We start from the raw sequence: 15,805 nt of genomic DNA, 5'->3' as shown, positions 1-15,805 counted from the left end.
AGTGCTCCATAAATGGATCAATGATCTCCATTTACATGTATTTATCCCAAAAAGATACGAGTGGATGATGTTGCCGCACGAACTTACCACTCGCTTCGAGGGCTCCAGCATGCATCTCCCATTCACCCCCATTCGTATCGGTCGCTACACTCTGCAGAATCGCCTGGTGATGGCACCTATGACCCGCAGCCGCGCCTTGTGGGACGGCACCCCAGGCGAGCTGGCTGCCGAGTATTACGCCCAGCGCGCCAGTCTCGGCCTGATTGTGAGTGAAGGCGCCCAACCCTCTGAGGACGGCCAGGGTTACCTGACCACGCCGGGCATCTACACCGATGCCCATGTCCTGGGATGGAAGGAAACCTCCGCAGCAGTGCATGCCAAGGGCGGCCATCTGTTCATTCAACTGATGCATGCCGGGCGCATGTCCCACCCTGACAACACGCCGCACCACCGCCAAGGGGTTGCGCCGTCGGCCATCGCACCGAATACCCAGATGTTCACCGCCAAGGGCATGCAGGACATCCCGACGCCACGCGCGCTGAGCACTGCAGAAGTACGCCAGACCATTGCTGACTTTCGCTTTGCTGCACGCCGCGCAATCGAGGCCGGTGCCGACGGTGTCGAGATCCACGGCGCCAACGCCTATCTGATCCAGCAGTTCTTTGCGCCGAGTGCCAATGTGCGCACCGATGAATACGGCGGTTCCATAGAAAATCGCGCGCGCTTCGCCATCGAAGTGGCAGCCGCAATCGCCGAGGAAATTGGCGCGGATCGCTCCGCCATCCGGCTATCGCCGGGCACCACGCTGTGGGGCATAGACGAAGGCGCAGAGGGGCCAGAGCTCTACCGCTATCTGGTTGTCGAACTCGACAAGCTGGGCCTCGCGTACCTGCATGTCATGCATCAGGGTAACGAGCCGCTGCTGGCCGATATCCGCAAGCTGTGGCGCCACCCATTGATCCTCAACCGTCCAGGGCGCGCGCGCGAAGAGATTGGAGCCGACTTGGCGTCTGGGCTGGCCGACCTGGAAGCCTATGGTCAGATGGTCCTGGCCACCCCTGACTTCGTTGAACGGCTGCGTAACGCTGCGCCGATGAATGAAGCCGACCGGGCCAGCTACTTCGGTGGCGGAGCGCAAGGCTACACTGACTACCCTACGCTGACTGCTACGCAGGCGAGCTGAGGTCGGAAGCAATGATGACGCTCACAACCTTGCAACAAGTCGCCAAAGGCGATTACTTCCGAGCCCAAGTGCTACGCGGGCAGGAGCAGCAGACCAGCCCGTTTCTCGGTATCGACCATGCCTGGATGAGTGCGCCTACTTTTGCACCGCACCCCCACGCCGGGTTCTCGGCAGTCTCCTATGTGTTCCTTGACTCGGAGACTGCCATCGAGAACCGCGACTCGCTTGGCAATCACAACCTGATCCAGCCAGGTGGGCTGCATTGGGCAGCGGCGGGCAGCGGGATAGTGCACGAGGAAATTCCAGCCGAAGCGGGGAAGACCGTGCATTCGTTGCAGATCTTCGTCGCATGCGCCCCCGAGCGGAGGGACAGCCTACCGTTCGCCTTGAGCCTGGAACCGCAAGACGTGCCCGTCGCACATCTCCCAGGTGCCAAGGTACGCGTAGTCGCCGGAAGGTACGGGCAAGTAGTCTCCCCGTTGCTTCCACCTGTCGAGGTAACGCTGCTCGACATATTGCTGGACGACGGCGCCACCCTGGAGATTCCAGTTCTGCCTGGCCAACCCACTATTGTCATGCCCATCAGCGGCACGCTCATGGTTGACGGCCAGGTGTTCGAGCAGGAGGGCCTGAAGCTGCCATTACTTCTTTCCCAAGACTCCGAGCGAGTCGCCCTGCTGAGGGCTCCGCGAGGCACGGCCAAGGCGATGGTCTTCGCCGGCGTTCCAATCCCTCCAACCACACCCCAGTGAGAGGTCACGATCATGGCTTTTGAACGTTTCGATGCCGCCAGTGCTGCCCTGCTGCTTATCGACCACCAGGTCGGCACCATGGGCTGGGTCAAATCCATTCCGTTTGAGGAGATGAAGCGCAACGCCCTGATGCTGGCGAATACCGCCCGCATTCTCAAACTGCCGGTCGTGCTGACCTCCAGCATGGAGGAATACGCCCAAGGCCCATTGTTGGCCGAGCTGGCTACGATACTGCCGAATGAGTTCGCGGCCCGAATCAAACGGGTCGGCATCGTCAATGCGATGGACGATGAAAACTTCGCCGCAGCCGTTCGAGCCACCGGACGGCGGAAAATCATCATCGCGGGGGTTACCAACGACGTCTGCACGGTCTTCCCGGCGCTCAGTCTCGTCAGCGACGGCTATGAGGTTCAAGTCATCGCCGATGCCGGTGGCTCGCCTAGCGCGGTTGGCGACGACATGGCGCTGCGCCGTATGGAGAAGGCAGGCGTCACCCTATCCAGCACCAATCAGGTGATCGCCGAACTGGTCGGCAGTTGGGGAACGCCCGAGGGCGGCGTAATCGTGCAGCAGGTGATGATGCCGGCCCTGCAAAGCTAGCCACAGCAGTTCATTTCGAGAGGGAGGTAAGTTGATATCCTCCCTCTTGATAAACCACTGCAATGTCTGTGTTGGGCCGACTCCCGCCATAGCCTCCTCTACCTTCCAACCCACTGCTCAGAGATCGCGAAACAGGTCGTGGGCGTCCAGCAGCCGGTAGGCGATCTCCGGGTGCTTCTCCAGGCCGCGGCGGATCGCCGCCGGGATCGACTGGCGGGTCTTGCGGCACAGGCCGGGCAGTTCGTCGATGTGGATGGCGATGCCGCGCATGCTGCGCACTTCGTTATGCCCCGGGGCGATTTCCAGGCGAATACCCAGTTGCTCGTGCATCCGCCGTTGCAGGCGCTCGAGGTCGGCCAGGCTCTGGATGCTTTCCAGGCGTTCGAGCAGGCGCTTCTCCTCGGTGCGGGTCAGCAGCAGGATGCGTGCATCGCCGCCGGGGCTGTCCAGCAGGCGCTCGCGCCCGCAGTCGCAGGCGCCGGGCGGGCAGGGTTGGCGGATCGGGGCGGAGAGGTTCATGGGCTCCGATCATAGCCAGCCGAGGGCGCCCTTGCCCAGCCTCCGCCCGGCGGCGCCGATGTCGCCATCCGGGGGAAGGCGCAGCCGTGACGCGCCGTGGGGACGGCGCTATGACAATTCTCGCCGCGCAGGCCTCCGGGTCAGACCGAGCGGGTGATGCCGCCATCGACCCGCAGGTTCTGCCCGGTGATGTAGCCCGCGCCCTCGGAGGCGAGGAAGGCGATGGTCGCGGCGATTTCCTCGGCCCGGCCATAGCGGCCCATGGGAATGCGCGCGCGGAACTGCTCCTGCTCGGGCAGGCTGTCGATGAAGCCCGGCAGGACGTTGTTCATGCGCACGTTGTCGGCGGCATAGCGATCGGCGAACAGCTTGGTGAAGGCCGCCAGACCGGCGCGGAACACCCCGGAGGTGGGGAATACCGGGTCGGGCTCGAAGGCCGCGAAGGTCGAGATGTTGATGATGCTGCCCGACTGCTGCTGGAGCATGGTCGGGGTCACCAGGCGCGTCGCGCGGATGGCGTTCAGCAGGTAGACGTCGAGGCCCTGGTGCCACTGCTCGTCGCTCAATTCGAGCACCGGCGCCCGCGGCCCGTGGCCGGCGCTGTTGACCAGCACGTCGATGCGTCCCCAGCGCGCGAGCGTCAGGTCGACCAGGCGCTGCAGGTCGTCGTTGGACTGGTTGGAGCCGGTGACGCCCAGCCCGCCCAGTTGCTCGGCCAGCGCCTCGCTCTTGCCCGAGGCGGAGAGGATCGCCACGCTGAAACCATCGGCCGCCAGACGCTTGGCCGCCGCGGCGCCCATGCCGCTGCCGGCGGCCGTGATGATTGCTACTTTTTCTATAGACATGTTGCCTCCTATGGGCCGATATCGCTGCTGGATACCCGCTTGTGTTCCTTGAACAATAGGGGGATTGGCGGCTAGTCTCGAACCAGATCGGTTGTCTTGTGACTGTAGAAAAACTAATGCCTATAAATGACTCGATGCGGTTGCCGCCCCTCAATGCCCTGCGCGTCTTCGCTGCGGTGGCGCAGCAGCTGAACTTCCGCCTGGCGGCCGAGCAGCTCAACGTGACCCAGGGGGCGGTGGCGCAGCAGATTCGCAAGCTCGAGGACGACCTGGGCATCCGCCTGTTTGTCCGCGAGCCGCACGGCGTTGCGTTGACGGAGGAAGGCCGCGCATTTCTGCCGAATATCCGCCGGGCCTTCGAGCTGATCGCCGATGCCACGGCGGCGGTACGCGCCACGCCGACCCGCCTGACGATCAGCGTCACGCCGACTTTCGCGGCCAAGTGGCTGCTGCCCAGGCTGCCCGCGTTCGTCGCCGCCAACCCATTGATCGACCTGCGCATTCTCGCGACCGAGCAGCGCTCGAGTTTCTATGCCGATGGCGTCGACATCGCCATTCGTCAGGGTCAGCCGCCGTTCGGGCCGGGGCTGGTGGTGGATTTCCTGTTTCCCCAGACGCTGATCGCGGTCTGCAGTCCAGGCTTGCTCGCTGCTCTGGGGCCGAACCCAGCCCCGACCAGGCTGCGCGACCAGGTGTTGCTCGAGGACAGCCATAACCTCTGGCCCGAGTTTCTCGAGCAGGCGCTGGGGCAGCCGGATGTGGCCGGGAGCAAGCGCATGCGCTTCAACCAGACCAGCCTGGCAATAGACGCGGCGATCGCCGGCCAGGGGATCGCCTTGGCCAGCCGCTTTCTGTTGCAGGCGGAACTGGCCGCCGGCCGCCTGGTCCAGCCGTTTGCCGCCGAGTTACGCGGCGCTCAGGACTTCTACCTGGTGGTCCCGCGCAAGCAGCGCCACCCCGAGCCCACTCAGGCCGTGCGCGCCTGGCTGATCGCGGCGGGGCGGCAAGCCCCGTAGGCCTGGCAGGCTGTTGCGAGTTGTCCGGATGGCCGCCGAGGCGCGCCCGCGTTACAGCACATGGCGCCAGATCGCCACGAAGTGCAGGACACTGCCGGCCATCACCCACAGGTGCCAGATGCCGTGCCAGTGGCGGAAGCGTTCGTCGAAGGCGAAGAAGAGGATGCCCAGGGTGTAGCACAGGCCGCCGGCGGCCAGCCAGACGAAGCCGACGCCGCCCAGGGCGGCGAGCAGCGGCTCGATTGCCACCAGGACGATCCAGCCCATCAGCGCATAGATGACGATGGACAGCACCCGCGCCTCGGAACGCGGCTTGAGCTCCTGCAGCATGCCGACCAGTGCCAGCCCCCAGACCACGCCAAACAGCGACCAGCCCCAGGGGCCGCGCAGGGTCACCAGGCAGAAGGGCGTGTAGCTGCCGGCGATCAGCAGGTAGATCGACAGGTGATCGAGCTTGCGCATCAGCGCCTTCGTCCGCCCGCGCAGGCTGTGGTAGAGGGTGGAGATGCTGTAGAGCAGCACCAGGCTGAGGCCGTAGACGGCCACCGCCACTATCTTCCAGGGGTCGCCCTGCAGGCCGGCCCGCACCAGCAGCCAGACCGCGCCCAGGCCGGCGAGCAGGGCGCCGACCAGATGGGTCCAGGCATTGAGGCGTTCTCCGTGGTACATGCGATGTCCCTGACGCGATTCCCGTCTTCCAGCTCAGCGCCGCGCGCCGACGCGCTGAGCATCCGCCAGCAGCGGTGCGCCCAGGCCCGGCGGGCGGATCAGCGCCGCCTGCCACTGGCCGGCGGTGAAGGTGTCGGCCTCGGCTAGCAGCTGGCTCCTGCCGGCGACCAAGCTGGCCACCGGCACGCCGTCGCGGTACAGCAGGCGGTTGCCGGCCAGGGCCGGCACCTTGCTCCCCGGCAGCAGGGTGCCGAGCAGGTTGAGTGGGTCGCAGGCCGACAGGCTGACCAGGCGGCCGTCGAGCGGGCGCCTGCGCACTTCGCGCAGCAGGGCCACGGCCTCGGGCAGGGCGAACTGCTCGCCGACCACTCCGGCGATGAAGCGTCCGCCGCGGATCTCGCCGCGCGCCTCGAGGCGCTGGTAGACCCGCAGCAGCTCGCGCCAGGCCGGCAGCCAATCGGCCTCGCGCGCCAGCAGGCGCCAGCAGACCACGCCGTAGCGGCGCAGCAGGGTCCGCGCCACCTGTTCCACGGCCTCGCCGTGGCGCGCATTGTCGACCTGCGGCTCGCCGCTGCCGCGCAGCAGGGCCCAGCGTCCGGCGTCCTGCATATTGGCCAGGGCCCGACGGGCGCGACGCTGTTGTTGGCTGCGCTTGGCCGCCGGCAGCAGCAGCGAACGCAGGCCGGCGAAGCTGTCGGCGTGGGCCAGGCCGAGGCTGACCAGCTCGCCCAGGGCATCCTCCAGTTCGCTGCGCAACAGGTGCGCCTCGTCCTGCAGTTCGTCGAAGAACAGCGCGCCCTGGCTGGCCAGCACCTGGCGCACGCGCTCGGCCCGCGGCGAGGGTTCGGCGGCCGGCGTGTCCCCCTGACAGGCGCGCCACAGGCCCAGGTTCTTGCGCGGCAGCAGGACGATGGGCGTGCTGCGCAGCGGGCCGCCGGCGGCGCGGCTGCGGCCGGCCAGGCGGCACCAGAGCCAGCGCCCGGAGCGGCACAGGTCGTCCAGCCAGTTGATGCCGTAGTCGGCCACCCGGCTCGGCAGGATTTCGCTCTCCCAGGCCCCGGCCGCCGCCTGAAAGCCTTCCAGCTGGCCGAGCACCCCGGCCAGGGCCTCGGCGCCGCGGACCCGGCCGTCCGGCGCCACGCGCTGCCAGTCGAACAAGAAGCGCATGAAGTCGGCGCGCGACACCGGCTCGATCTCCCGGCGCAGGCGCCCGACCGTGTAGCGGTGGATGCGTGCCAGCAGGTGGCGCTCGCACCACTCTTCTTCGGCGGCGCCTGGGGTGAAGCGGCCGCGCAGCACATGGCCCTCGCGCTCCAGGGCGAGCAGGGCCAGCCGCACCGCCGAGTCCGCCTGGTGCAGGTCGGCGGCCAGGCGCGGCAGCGGCAGGGGGCCGAAGCCACCCAGGCGGGCGCGCAGCAGTTCGACCAGGGCCGCCTCGGCGGACCAGGCCTCGTCGAACCCCTGGGGCGCCTGGATCGCCGGTTTGAATGCGCCGTCGGGATGCAGCGCCTGCCATTGGCTCAGGCGTTCGGCCGCCAGCCACAGCGCCGGTTGGCCGTCCAGGTGCAGGCAGCTGGCCCGTTTGCCCTTGGCCAGCTGCGCCAGCCAGGTCGGCCAGCCGCCGTTGGCCTGGGCCTCGGCCTGGGTGACGGCGCCCAGGCTCAGCAACGCCTCGTGCATCTCGTCGGCGTCGCGGACCTCGGGCCAGGCCTCCTGGCGCACCGCGGCGATGGCCTCGGGGTCCAGGGCGCCGAGATCGTCGGTCGATTCGGGGGCGGACCAACGCCGGCTGTGCACCGCCTGGGTGCGGCGCTCCTCCAGCGGCGCGTCGTCGAGGAAGGCGTAGGGCCGGGCGCCCAGGATCTCCGCGGCCAGGGCCGAGGGCGCCGGCAGGTCGCGGGCCAGCAGTTCGACCTCGCCGCTTTCCATGCGCCGCAGCAGGGCCAGCCAGGCCTCGCAGTCCATGGCCTGGTGCAGGCAGTCGTCGAGCGTCTGGGCCACCAGCGGGTGGTCGGGAATCTCGCGTTCGCCGACTATGTTCTCCAGGCAGGCGACCTGGTCGGGAAACACCGTGGCCAGCAGGTCCTCGCTGCGCATGCGCTGCAGTTGCGGGGCTACCTTGCGCCCGCCGGAGAAACGCGGCAGGGCCAGGGCCACGGCGGCGTTCCAGCGCCAGCGCACGGCGAACAGCGGGGCATCCAGCAGCGCCTGGATCAGCAGCTGTTCGGCGCTGTTGGAGTGCAGGTAGCGCCACACCTCCTCCAGCGGGAAGCTGTGGCTGGTGGCCAGCGAGAGGATCAGCGCGTCCTCGGTGGCGGCGGCCTGCAGCTCGAAGTTGAAGCTGCGGCAGAAGCGCTTGCGCAACGCCAGGCCCCAGGCGCGGTTGAGGCGGCTGCCGAACGGCGAGTGGATGATCAGCTGCATGCCGCCGGACTCGTCGAAGAAGCGCTCCATCACCAGGCGCTGCTGGGTCGGCAGGGCGCCGAGGGCCTGGCGGGCCTGGGCCAGGTACTCGACGATTTGCGCGGCGGCCGACTCGTTCAGGCCGAGTTCGTCGGTGAGCCAGGTGATGGCGCGGGCCAGCCCCGCCGAGTTATCTCCGGGCTGGGCACGGCTCGGCTTGTCCACCGCGTGGTTTGAAGGGGCCCTGGTGGAGCACGCTGCGCGGTTTTTCACCCTACAGGATTGCAGCTGCCGCTCCACCTCCTCGCGCAGGCGTGCCACCGACGCCGACAGCTCGTCCGTGCGCCCCGGCGCCTCGCCCAGCCAGAAGGGGATGCTCGGCGGCAGGCCCTGGGCATCCTCGACCCGTACCTTGCCCGGTTCGATACGCAGGATGCGGTAGGACTGGTTGCCCAGCTGGAAGATGTCGCCGGCCATGCTCTCGATGGCGAAGTCCTCGTTGAGGCTGCCGACCGTCAGGCCCTGGGGCTCCAGCAGCACGGCGTAGTCGCCGGTGTCGGGGATGGTGCCGCCGCTGGTGATCGCGGTCAGGCGCGCGGCACGGCGGCCGCGCAGGCGACGGTTGACCGCGTCGCGGTGGATATAGGCGGCGCGCACCCCGCGCCGTCCGCTGTAGCCCTCGGCGAGCATCTTCAGCAGGGCGTCGAAGGTTGCGCGGGGCAGCTCGGCATAGGGCGCGGCGCGGGTCAGCAGCTGGAACAGCGCGTCTTCGCCCCACTCGCGGCAGGCCACCTCGGCGACGATCTGCTGGGCCAGCACGTCCAGCGGCGCCTTGGGGATGGCCAGGGCGTCCAGCTCGCCACGGCGCACGCAGTCGAGCAGGGCGGCGCATTCGACCAGCTCGTCGCGCGACTGCGGGAACAGCCGGCCCTTGGGCGTGCCGCCGACGCTGTGGCCGGAGCGGCCGACCCGCTGCAGCAGGGCGGCGATGCTGCGCGGCGAGCCGAGCTGGCAGACCAGTTCCACCTCGCCGATGTCGATGCCCAGCTCCAGCGAGGCGGTGGCCACCAGCACCCTGAGCTCGCCGCGCTTGAGGCGCTGCTCGGCGTCCAGGCGCAGCGCCTTGGCCAGGCTGCCGTGGTGGGCGGCGACTGCCGCCTCGCCCAGGCGTTCGCCCAGGTGCCGGCAGGCGCGCTCGGCCAGGCGCCGGGTGTTGACGAACACCAGGGTGGTGCGGTGCTGCCGGGCCAGTTCGGCCAGGCGGTCATAGACCCTGTCCCACACCTCGTTGCTCATCACCGCCTGCAGCGGTACCGGCGGCAGCTCCAGGGCCAGGTCGCGCGCGCGCTGGTAGCCGATATCGACGATGGCGCAGTCGCCCGGTGACGATCTCGCGCCTTCGTCTTCGGGCCATGGCGCCAGTTCCGCTCGATCGACCTCCGGGTCGAGGGGGGGCAGCGGCGCCTGGCTGCCCAGCAGCAGGCGCGCCACCGCCTCCAGCGGCTTCTGCGTGGCGGACAGGCCGATGCGCTGCAGGGGGCGGCGGCACAGGGCCTCCAGGCGCTCGACGCTGAGCATCAGGTGGCTGCCGCGCTTGCTGCCGGCGATGGCGTGAATCTCGTCGATGATCAGGCTGCGGCAGCCGGCCAGCATGGCCCGCCCGGACTCGGAGCCGAGCAGCACGTAGAGCGATTCCGGGGTGGTCACCAGGATATGCGGCGGGCGTTTGCGCATGGCTTCGCGCTCGCCGGGGCTGGTATCGCCGGTGCGCACCGCAGTGCGGATCTCGACATCGGCCAGGTGCTGGCGCTTGAGTTCGGCGCGGATGCCGGCCAGCGGCTGCTCCAGATTCAGGCGGATGTCGTTGGACAGCGCCTTGAGCGGCGACACGTAGACCACGGCGCAGCGTTCGGCGAGGGCGCCGCCGGCGGCCAGGCCCTCGCGCACCAGGGCGTCGATGGCGGCGAGGAAGGCGGTGAGGGTCTTGCCCGAGCCGGTGGGGGCGGCCACCAGGGTCGAGCGCCCGGCGCCGAGCGCCGGCCAGGCGCCGGCCTGGGCCGCGGTGGGCGCGGCGAACTGGTTGCGGAACCAGGCGGCGACCGCCGGATGGAAGGCCGCCAGCACGGCGTCGGGTTGCGCTGATCGGGGGGGCTGGCTCATGACCTCCATAATGCTCGCGCCGCCAGGCCAGCTCAACGGCCGGGCGCCGGACAGCCGGGCAGGATGGGGGGAGCGCGGCGATACCCATCGATAAATGGCGCCGCCGTGCGGCTAACCCATCCTGCGGGCTATAGGGGGCGCTGCTGTTCGCTGGCGTCGGCGTCGAACAGCGTCTCCAGTTCCGCGCGTGCCTCCCGGGCCGTCTGCAGCACCGCGGCCTTGTCGTTGTAGACGCGGTGCTGGGCCTCCAGCACCTGCTCGTCGTGGTGCTGGAAGCGCTTGATTCTGCGCGTCGCCTGCTCGTCGTCGAGGCCCAGGCCGATCAGGATCTGGCGGCTCATCTCCAGGCTCGAGTGGAAGGTCTCGCGCACCGGCAGCGCGCCGGCATCCAGCAGGCGATGGACATGCTGGCGGTTGCGCGCGCGGGCGACGATCTTCATCTGCGGATAGAGGCGACGCACCAGTTCGGTGAGCCTCAGGCTGATGTCCGGGTCGTCGGTGGCGACGATGAAGAACTCGGCCTGGTCGGCCTTGGCCGCCCGCAGGATCTCCGGGCGCAGCGGGTCGCCGTAGAAGATCGGCATGTTGTCCAGGCTGCGCGACAGTTCGATGGTGTCGACCTCGATATCCAGGGCCACGAAGGGCAGCCGCTGGGCGCGCAGAAAGCGCGCGACGACCTGGCCCATGCGGCCCATGCCGGCGATCACCACCCGCGGCGCGTCGCTGTCGATCTGCTTGTAGTGCGGCGGCACCTCGCGGGGCTCCGGCTTGGCCTTGAGCAGCCGCGCCACCAGCAGCATCAACAGGGGCGTGACGGCCATCGACAGGGTGATGGCCAGCACCAGCTCGCTGTGCAGACGCGGCTCGAACAGGCCGTGGTCGCGGGCTATCTGGAACACCACGAAGGCGAACTCGCCCCCGGCGGCCAGGACGATGCCCAGCTGCAGTGCACTGCGGGCACCGAGCCCGCCGGCCAGGCGGCCGATGGCGAACAGCAGCGGCAGTTTGATCAGGATCAGCAGGGCGGCGAGGGCCAGCACCCGCATCGGCTCGGCCAGCAGCAGGCCGAGGTCCGCGGTCATGCCGACGCTGATGAAGAACAGCCCGAGCAGCAGCCCCTTGAACGGCTCGATCTGCGATTCGAGTTCGTGGCGGTATTCCGAGTCGGCCAGCAGCAGCCCGGCGAGGAAGGCGCCCAGGGCCATGGAGATGCCCGCCAGTTCCATCAGCCAGGCGGTGCCGATCACCACCAGCAGCGCGGTGGCGGTGGACACCTCCTGCAGGCCGGTCTTGGCGACGATGCGAAACACCGGGCGCAGCAGGTAGCGCCCGCCTATGACCACCAGGCCGATGCTGGCCAGCACCTTGAGCAACTGGGCCAGCCCGTCGCCGTCGCTCGTCGTCTCGGCGACGCCGAGCAGCGGCACCAGGGCGATCAGCGGGATGGCGGCGATGTCCTGGAACAGCAGGATGGCGAAGGCCAGGCGGCCGTGGGGGCTGGCCAGTTCCTTGCGCTCGGCCAGGCTCTGCAGGCCGAAGGCGGTGGACGACAGCGCCAGGCCCAGGCCCAGCACCAGGGCGCTGTTCAGTGGTTGGGCGAAGCCGAGCATGGCCACCGTGCCGATCACCAGGGCGGTCAGCAGGACCTGGGCCAGGCCCACGCCGAACACCGCCTGGCGCATCACCCACAGACGCCGGGGCGACAGCTCCAGGCCGATGATGAACAGCAGCAGCACCACGCCCAGTTCGGAGATATGGCTGACCCCCGCGGGGTCGTCCACCAGGCGCAGCACCGCCGGGCCGATCAGCACGCCTGCCAGCAAGTAACCCAGCACCGCCCCCAGTTGCAGGCGTTTGGCCAGGGGCACCACCAGCACCGCCGCCAGTAGGAACACCACGGCGGTCTGCAGCAGGCTGGCTTCGTGGGGCATGGATCACTCCTTGGCGGATGGGCAATGGGATGGCGCCGGGCAGCCTAGAGCCTTTGTCATTTCAGCGCCAGGCCTCGGCACTGCGCGGGGCTGCCCGGTGGCCATGCGGCTGGGGCGGGGGGAGAGGGGCCGCAGATGGCGCTTATGGACACCACCTGCGGGCAGTGCGTTGCCTGAGAGGGGACTGCGCCGGCACGCAGTCCCGGTCGCCTGGCCTATTTGCCGGCGGTGAGGGTGGTGTAGCTGTTGATCAGGTTGCGGTAGTCGGGGATATGGTTGGAGAACAGCGCGCCCAGCCCCTCGATGTCGTTGCGCCAGTCGCGGTGCAGCTCGCAGGCCACGCCGAACCAGGTCATCAGCTGTGCGCCGGCGGAGGACATGCGGTCCCAGGCCGAATGGCGGGTGACTTCGTTGAAGGTGCCGGAGGCGTCGGTGACCACGAACACCTCGAAGCCGGCCTCGATGGCCGAGAGGGCCGGGAAGGCCACGCAGACCTCGGTGACCACCCCGGCGATGATCAGTTGCTTGCGCCCGGTGGTCTTGACCGCCGCGAGGAAGTCCTCGTTGTCCCAGGCGTTGATTTGGCCGGGGCGGGCGATATAGGGCGCGTCCGGGAACTGCTCCTTGAGTTCGGGCACCAGTGGGCCGTTGGGGCCGCTCTCGAAGCTGGTGGTGAGGATGGTCGGCAGCTCGAAGTATTTGGCCAGGTCGGCCAGGGCCAGCACGTTGTTCTTGAACCGATCCGGTTCGATATCCCGTACCAGCGAGAGCAGGCCGGTCTGGTGGTCGACCAGCAGGACGGCGGCCTGGTTCTTGTCGAGACGTGTGTAGGGGGTGCTCATGGTGATGTCCTCGTGCATGGGTGAAAGCCGGGCGCACGGCGACGCGCGGCGGGGGATCACGGGTGAAAGCGCTCAGCGCTGCGAGTCCAGGGCTTCCTGGTTGCTCACCACGGCCTGTGCCTTGAGGTGGCTCTCGATCAGCAGTTGGTAGTTGGGGAAAACCCGGCTGTAGGCCTCGGCCCACTGCGCCGCGTCCGGGCGGTTCCAGGTTTGCTGGATTTCCGAGCAGACCGCCGCGGTGTCCATCGGCACCACACCGGCCTGGACCACCCGGGCCAGGGTGATTTCCTGGGCCATCTTCGAGTAGGTGCCGGAGGCGTCGATCACCGCGAACACCCTGTAGCCGGCGGCCACCGCACTGATGCTGGGGAAGGCCATGCACACGCTGGTGATGGTGCCGGCGATGATCAGGGTCTGCTTGCCGGTGGCCTCCACTGCCGCCACGAAATCCGGGTTGTCCCAGGCGTTGATCTCGCCTTTGCGCGCCACGTACCGGGCGTGCGGAGCGGCCTCGTGGATCTCCGGAATCAGCGGGCCGTTGGGGCCCTGGGGCACCGAAGCGGTAGTGATCAGCGGGATGTTCGCCAGGCTGGCGACCTTCGCCAGGGTGATGGCGTTGGCGCGCAGCTCGGGCATGGGCATGTCCTTGACCGTCTGGAACAGCCCGCTCTGGTGGTCGATCAGCAACATCGCCGTGTCGCTGGGGTCGATGGTCGGCTTCTGGCCGTTGAAGTTGGCGATATTCGCGAAACTGTGCATGTTCAGGCTCCCTTGCGAGGTGGGGACCCTGGCCGTTTCCGGCGCTCGGGGTCTAGGAGAGGGTCACGGGTCCCTGTGAGCCGGACTATTCAGACTAGGCGTTGGGACCGCTGGCGCAGGACCGTTAGGCGGGTAGCTGGCCGAACGAGCCGTTGCGCAAGTCCTCGACCGCCTGGGCGATCTCGGCCTCGCTGTTCATCACGAAGGGGCCGTAGCCGACCACCGGCTCGTCGATGGGCTCGCCGCTGAGCAGCAGCACCAGCGCCTGGCTGTCGGCCTCCAGGTGCAGTTCGTCGCCGGCCGCATCGAGCAGCGCCATCTGCGCCTCGCCGACCCGCTGGTCGCCGTTCACCCGCACGCTGCCGCGCAGCACGATCAGGGCGCCGTTGCGGCCCTCGACCAGCGGCAGGCTCAGCGGCTTGTCGGCATTCAGGCGCAGATCCCAGACATCCATCGGCGTGAAGGTGCGCGCGGGCCCCTGTCGGCCGGCGAACCGCCCGGCGATCAGGCGCAGGGAACCGGCGCCGCCGGCGAGCGGAATCAGCGGAATGTCCTGGTTCAGGAGCGTCTGGTAGCCGGGGGCGGCGCGCTTGTCCCGGGCCGGCAGGTTGACCCACAGCTGCACCATCTCCAGGGTGCCGCCCTGCCGGGTGAAGGCGGCGGAGTGGAACTCCTCGTGCAGGATGCCCGAGGCCGCGGTCATCCACTGCACGTCGCCGGGGCCGATCAGGCCGCCGCTGCCGGTCGAGTCGCGGTGTTCCAGCTCGCCCTGGTAGACGATGGTCACCGTCTCGAAGCCGCGATGCGGGTGCTGGCCGACGCCGCGTGGGTGCTGCGCGGGGACGAAGTCGTGGGGGCCGGCATAGTCGAGCAGGAGGAAGGGGCTGATGTGCTGGCCCAGGCTGTCGTAGGAAAACAGCGAGCGAACCGGAAAGCCGTCGCCGACCCAGTGCGGCCTGGGGCTGCCGTAGAGACCGAGAACCTTTTTCATGCGGTGCCTCCTCTGGTGCATGGAGACACCATAGGAGTGCAACGCTTGGTGCGGTAGACCGGATAAATTAGTCTCAGTGTTCTATTTGGAGAACACCGATGGACGATCTCAACGACCTCTACTACTTCGCCCAGGTGGTCGAGCACGGCGGTTTCGCCCCGGCGGGCCGGGCGCTGAACACACCGAAATCCAAGCTCAGCCGGCGCATCGCCCTGCTCGAGGAGCGTCTCGGCGTGCGCCTGCTGCAGCGCTCCACCCGGCACTTCTCGGTCACCGAGATCGGCCAGGAGTATCACCGCCACTGCCTGGCCATGCTGGTCGAGGCGCAGGCCGCGCGCGAGGCCATCGAGCGCACCCGCTCGGAACCCCAGGGGCTGGTGCGCATGAGCTGTCCCACCACCCTGTTGCAGTACCGGGTCGGCGACCTGGTCAGCCGCTTCATGGTCGAGCATCCCAAGGTCCAGGTGCAGCTGGAGGCCACCAACAGGCGCGTCGACGTGATCGGCGAAGGCCTCGACCTGGCGCTGCGGGTGCGTTTCCCGCCGCTGGACAGCAGCGACCTGGTGATGCGCGTGCTGGGCGACAGCCCGCAGCGGCTGGTCGCCAGTCCCGCGTTCCTGCGCGGGCTCGAACTGCCCCTGCGACCGGCCGACCTCAGCGGCCTGCCCAGCCTGGACTGGGGCCCGCCGCGGGATCATCGCTGGTGCCTGGAGGGGCCGGATGGCGCCACGGCCGAGGTGCGCCACCGGCCGCGGCTGATCAGCGACGACATGACCATCCTGCGGCGCGCGGCGCTGCGCGGCGTCGGCGTGGTACAGCTGCCGTGCATGGTGGTGGAGCGCGACCTGCAGGCCGGCCGCCTGCTCGACATCATGCCGCAATGGGCGCCGCGTAGCGGGGTGGTGCATGCGCTGTTCCCGTCGCGCCGCGGCCTGCTGCCTGCGGTACGTGGCCTGATCGATTTCTTGGCCGAGCACCTGCAGCAGGCCTAGCGCGTAGGATGGATTGGGCGCAGCGATAGCCATCGATAGAGGGGTTACGCCGCTGTGCGGCTAACCCATCCTATGGATTGCGCACCGCCTGCTCGATGAGCATGGCACTTGCCTGACCCCACCCCTGTTTCCCTACACTCTGC

13 protein-coding genes are annotated in these 15,805 nt (G+C 68.6%); 5 read left to right on the top strand and 8 right to left on the bottom strand.

Features of this window, described 5'->3' with window-relative positions; genetic code table 11:
• The first annotated feature begins 1 nt into the window (after window position 1).
• The 3 genes from ACSX1C_RS10385 to ACSX1C_RS10375 are packed head-to-tail and all read left to right on the top strand — an operon-like array spanning window position 2 to window position 2,535.
• Entirely contained in the window at window positions 2–1,183 is a 1,182-nt protein-coding gene (locus tag ACSX1C_RS10385; RefSeq protein WP_439886067.1) for an alkene reductase, read from the top strand.
• An 11-nt stretch (window positions 1,184–1,194) separates the two neighbouring features.
• On the top strand, window positions 1,195–1,935 hold the full coding sequence (locus ACSX1C_RS10380; RefSeq protein WP_439886066.1) for a pirin family protein: 741 nt from the start codon (window positions 1,195–1,197) through the stop codon (window positions 1,933–1,935).
• Window positions 1,936–1,947: 12 nt separating this feature from the next.
• On the top strand, window positions 1,948–2,535 hold the full coding sequence (locus ACSX1C_RS10375) for an isochorismatase family protein (RefSeq protein WP_439886065.1): 588 nt from the start codon (window positions 1,948–1,950) through the stop codon (window positions 2,533–2,535).
• Between the two features lie 117 nt (window positions 2,536–2,652).
• Here ACSX1C_RS10375 and ACSX1C_RS10370 read toward each other — a convergent pair whose 3' ends face one another.
• Together ACSX1C_RS10370 and ACSX1C_RS10365 are read right to left on the bottom strand one after the other, a co-directional pair.
• The gene (locus ACSX1C_RS10370) at window positions 2,653–3,054 is read right to left on the bottom strand and encodes a hypothetical protein (RefSeq protein WP_439886064.1); all 402 of its coding nucleotides are present in this window, start codon (window positions 3,052–3,054) and stop codon (window positions 2,653–2,655) included.
• A gap of 140 nt (window positions 3,055–3,194) precedes the next feature.
• Window positions 3,195–3,899 (bottom strand): SDR family oxidoreductase, encoded by a 705-nt coding sequence (locus ACSX1C_RS10365; RefSeq protein WP_439886063.1) that lies wholly within the window; start codon window positions 3,897–3,899, stop codon window positions 3,195–3,197.
• Window positions 3,900–4,015: 116 nt separating this feature from the next.
• Here ACSX1C_RS10365 and ACSX1C_RS10360 point away from each other — a divergent pair, with 116 nt between their 5' ends.
• Window positions 4,016–4,915 (top strand): LysR substrate-binding domain-containing protein, encoded by a 900-nt coding sequence (locus ACSX1C_RS10360; RefSeq protein WP_439886062.1) that lies wholly within the window; start codon window positions 4,016–4,018, stop codon window positions 4,913–4,915.
• A gap of 51 nt (window positions 4,916–4,966) precedes the next feature.
• Here ACSX1C_RS10360 and trhA read toward each other — a convergent pair whose 3' ends face one another.
• The 6 genes from trhA to ACSX1C_RS10330 all read right to left on the bottom strand — a co-directional run bounded on the left by trhA (window position 4,967) and on the right by ACSX1C_RS10330 (window position 14,670).
• Complete coding sequence (gene trhA / locus ACSX1C_RS10355) at window positions 4,967–5,584, bottom strand: PAQR family membrane homeostasis protein TrhA (protein WP_439886061.1); 618 nt, start codon at window positions 5,582–5,584, stop codon at window positions 4,967–4,969.
• 33 nt (window positions 5,585–5,617) lie between these two features.
• Window positions 5,618–10,156 carry a DEAD/DEAH box helicase gene (locus ACSX1C_RS10350; protein ID WP_439886060.1) on the bottom strand — a complete coding sequence of 1,513 codons (4,539 nt, stop codon included), beginning with the start codon at window positions 10,154–10,156 and terminating at the stop codon, window positions 5,618–5,620.
• A gap of 119 nt (window positions 10,157–10,275) precedes the next feature.
• Window positions 10,276–12,078 carry a monovalent cation:proton antiporter-2 (CPA2) family protein gene (locus tag ACSX1C_RS10345; RefSeq protein WP_439889356.1) on the bottom strand — a complete coding sequence of 601 codons (1,803 nt, stop codon included), beginning with the start codon at window positions 12,076–12,078 and terminating at the stop codon, window positions 10,276–10,278.
• A 215-nt stretch (window positions 12,079–12,293) separates the two neighbouring features.
• Window positions 12,294–12,920, bottom strand: coding sequence for an isochorismate family cysteine hydrolase YcaC (gene ycaC / locus ACSX1C_RS10340; protein WP_439889355.1), 627 nt, complete (start codon window positions 12,918–12,920; stop codon window positions 12,294–12,296).
• Window positions 12,921–12,992: 72 nt separating this feature from the next.
• The gene (locus tag ACSX1C_RS10335) at window positions 12,993–13,679 is read right to left on the bottom strand and encodes a hydrolase (RefSeq protein WP_439889354.1); all 687 of its coding nucleotides are present in this window, start codon (window positions 13,677–13,679) and stop codon (window positions 12,993–12,995) included.
• 124 nt (window positions 13,680–13,803) lie between these two features.
• Window positions 13,804–14,670: a pirin family protein gene (locus ACSX1C_RS10330; protein WP_439889353.1), complete on the bottom strand. Its 867-nt coding sequence runs from the start codon at window positions 14,668–14,670 to the stop codon at window positions 13,804–13,806.
• Between the two features lie 98 nt (window positions 14,671–14,768).
• Here ACSX1C_RS10330 and ACSX1C_RS10325 point away from each other — a divergent pair, with 98 nt between their 5' ends.
• Window positions 14,769–15,662 carry a LysR family transcriptional regulator gene (locus ACSX1C_RS10325; protein ID WP_318645315.1) on the top strand — a complete coding sequence of 298 codons (894 nt, stop codon included), beginning with the start codon at window positions 14,769–14,771 and terminating at the stop codon, window positions 15,660–15,662.
• The last annotated feature ends 143 nt before the right edge of the window (window positions 15,663–15,805 follow it).

The organism is Pseudomonas sp. MBLB4123 (assembly GCF_051904775.1).
GTDB lineage: Bacteria > Pseudomonadota > Gammaproteobacteria > Pseudomonadales > Pseudomonadaceae > Aquipseudomonas > Aquipseudomonas benzenivorans_B.
This window is presented reverse-complemented; position numbering and strand designations above follow the sequence as displayed.

Coding starts and splice junctions, on each gene's coding strand:
- ACSX1C_RS10335 (WP_439889354.1), bottom strand. CDS start 13,679: ATGCACAGTTTCGCGAATATCGCCAACTTCAACGGCCAGAAGCCGACC.
- ACSX1C_RS10375 (WP_439886065.1), top strand. CDS start 1,948: ATGGCTTTTGAACGTTTCGATGCCGCCAGTGCTGCCCTGCTGCTTATC.
- ACSX1C_RS10330 (WP_439889353.1), bottom strand. CDS start 14,670: ATGAAAAAGGTTCTCGGTCTCTACGGCAGCCCCAGGCCGCACTGGGTC.
- ACSX1C_RS10350 (WP_439886060.1), bottom strand. CDS start 10,156: ATGGAGGTCATGAGCCAGCCCCCCCGATCAGCGCAACCCGACGCCGTG.
- ACSX1C_RS10370 (WP_439886064.1), bottom strand. CDS start 3,054: ATGAACCTCTCCGCCCCGATCCGCCAACCCTGCCCGCCCGGCGCCTGC.
- ACSX1C_RS10360 (WP_439886062.1), top strand. CDS start 4,016: ATGCCTATAAATGACTCGATGCGGTTGCCGCCCCTCAATGCCCTGCGC.
- ACSX1C_RS10365 (WP_439886063.1), bottom strand. CDS start 3,899: ATGTCTATAGAAAAAGTAGCAATCATCACGGCCGCCGGCAGCGGCATG.
- ACSX1C_RS10380 (WP_439886066.1), top strand. CDS start 1,195: ATGATGACGCTCACAACCTTGCAACAAGTCGCCAAAGGCGATTACTTC.
- ACSX1C_RS10325 (WP_318645315.1), top strand. CDS start 14,769: ATGGACGATCTCAACGACCTCTACTACTTCGCCCAGGTGGTCGAGCAC.
- ycaC (WP_439889355.1), bottom strand. CDS start 12,920: ATGAGCACCCCCTACACACGTCTCGACAAGAACCAGGCCGCCGTCCTG.
- trhA (WP_439886061.1), bottom strand. CDS start 5,584: ATGTACCACGGAGAACGCCTCAATGCCTGGACCCATCTGGTCGGCGCC.
- ACSX1C_RS10345 (WP_439889356.1), bottom strand. CDS start 12,078: ATGCCCCACGAAGCCAGCCTGCTGCAGACCGCCGTGGTGTTCCTACTG.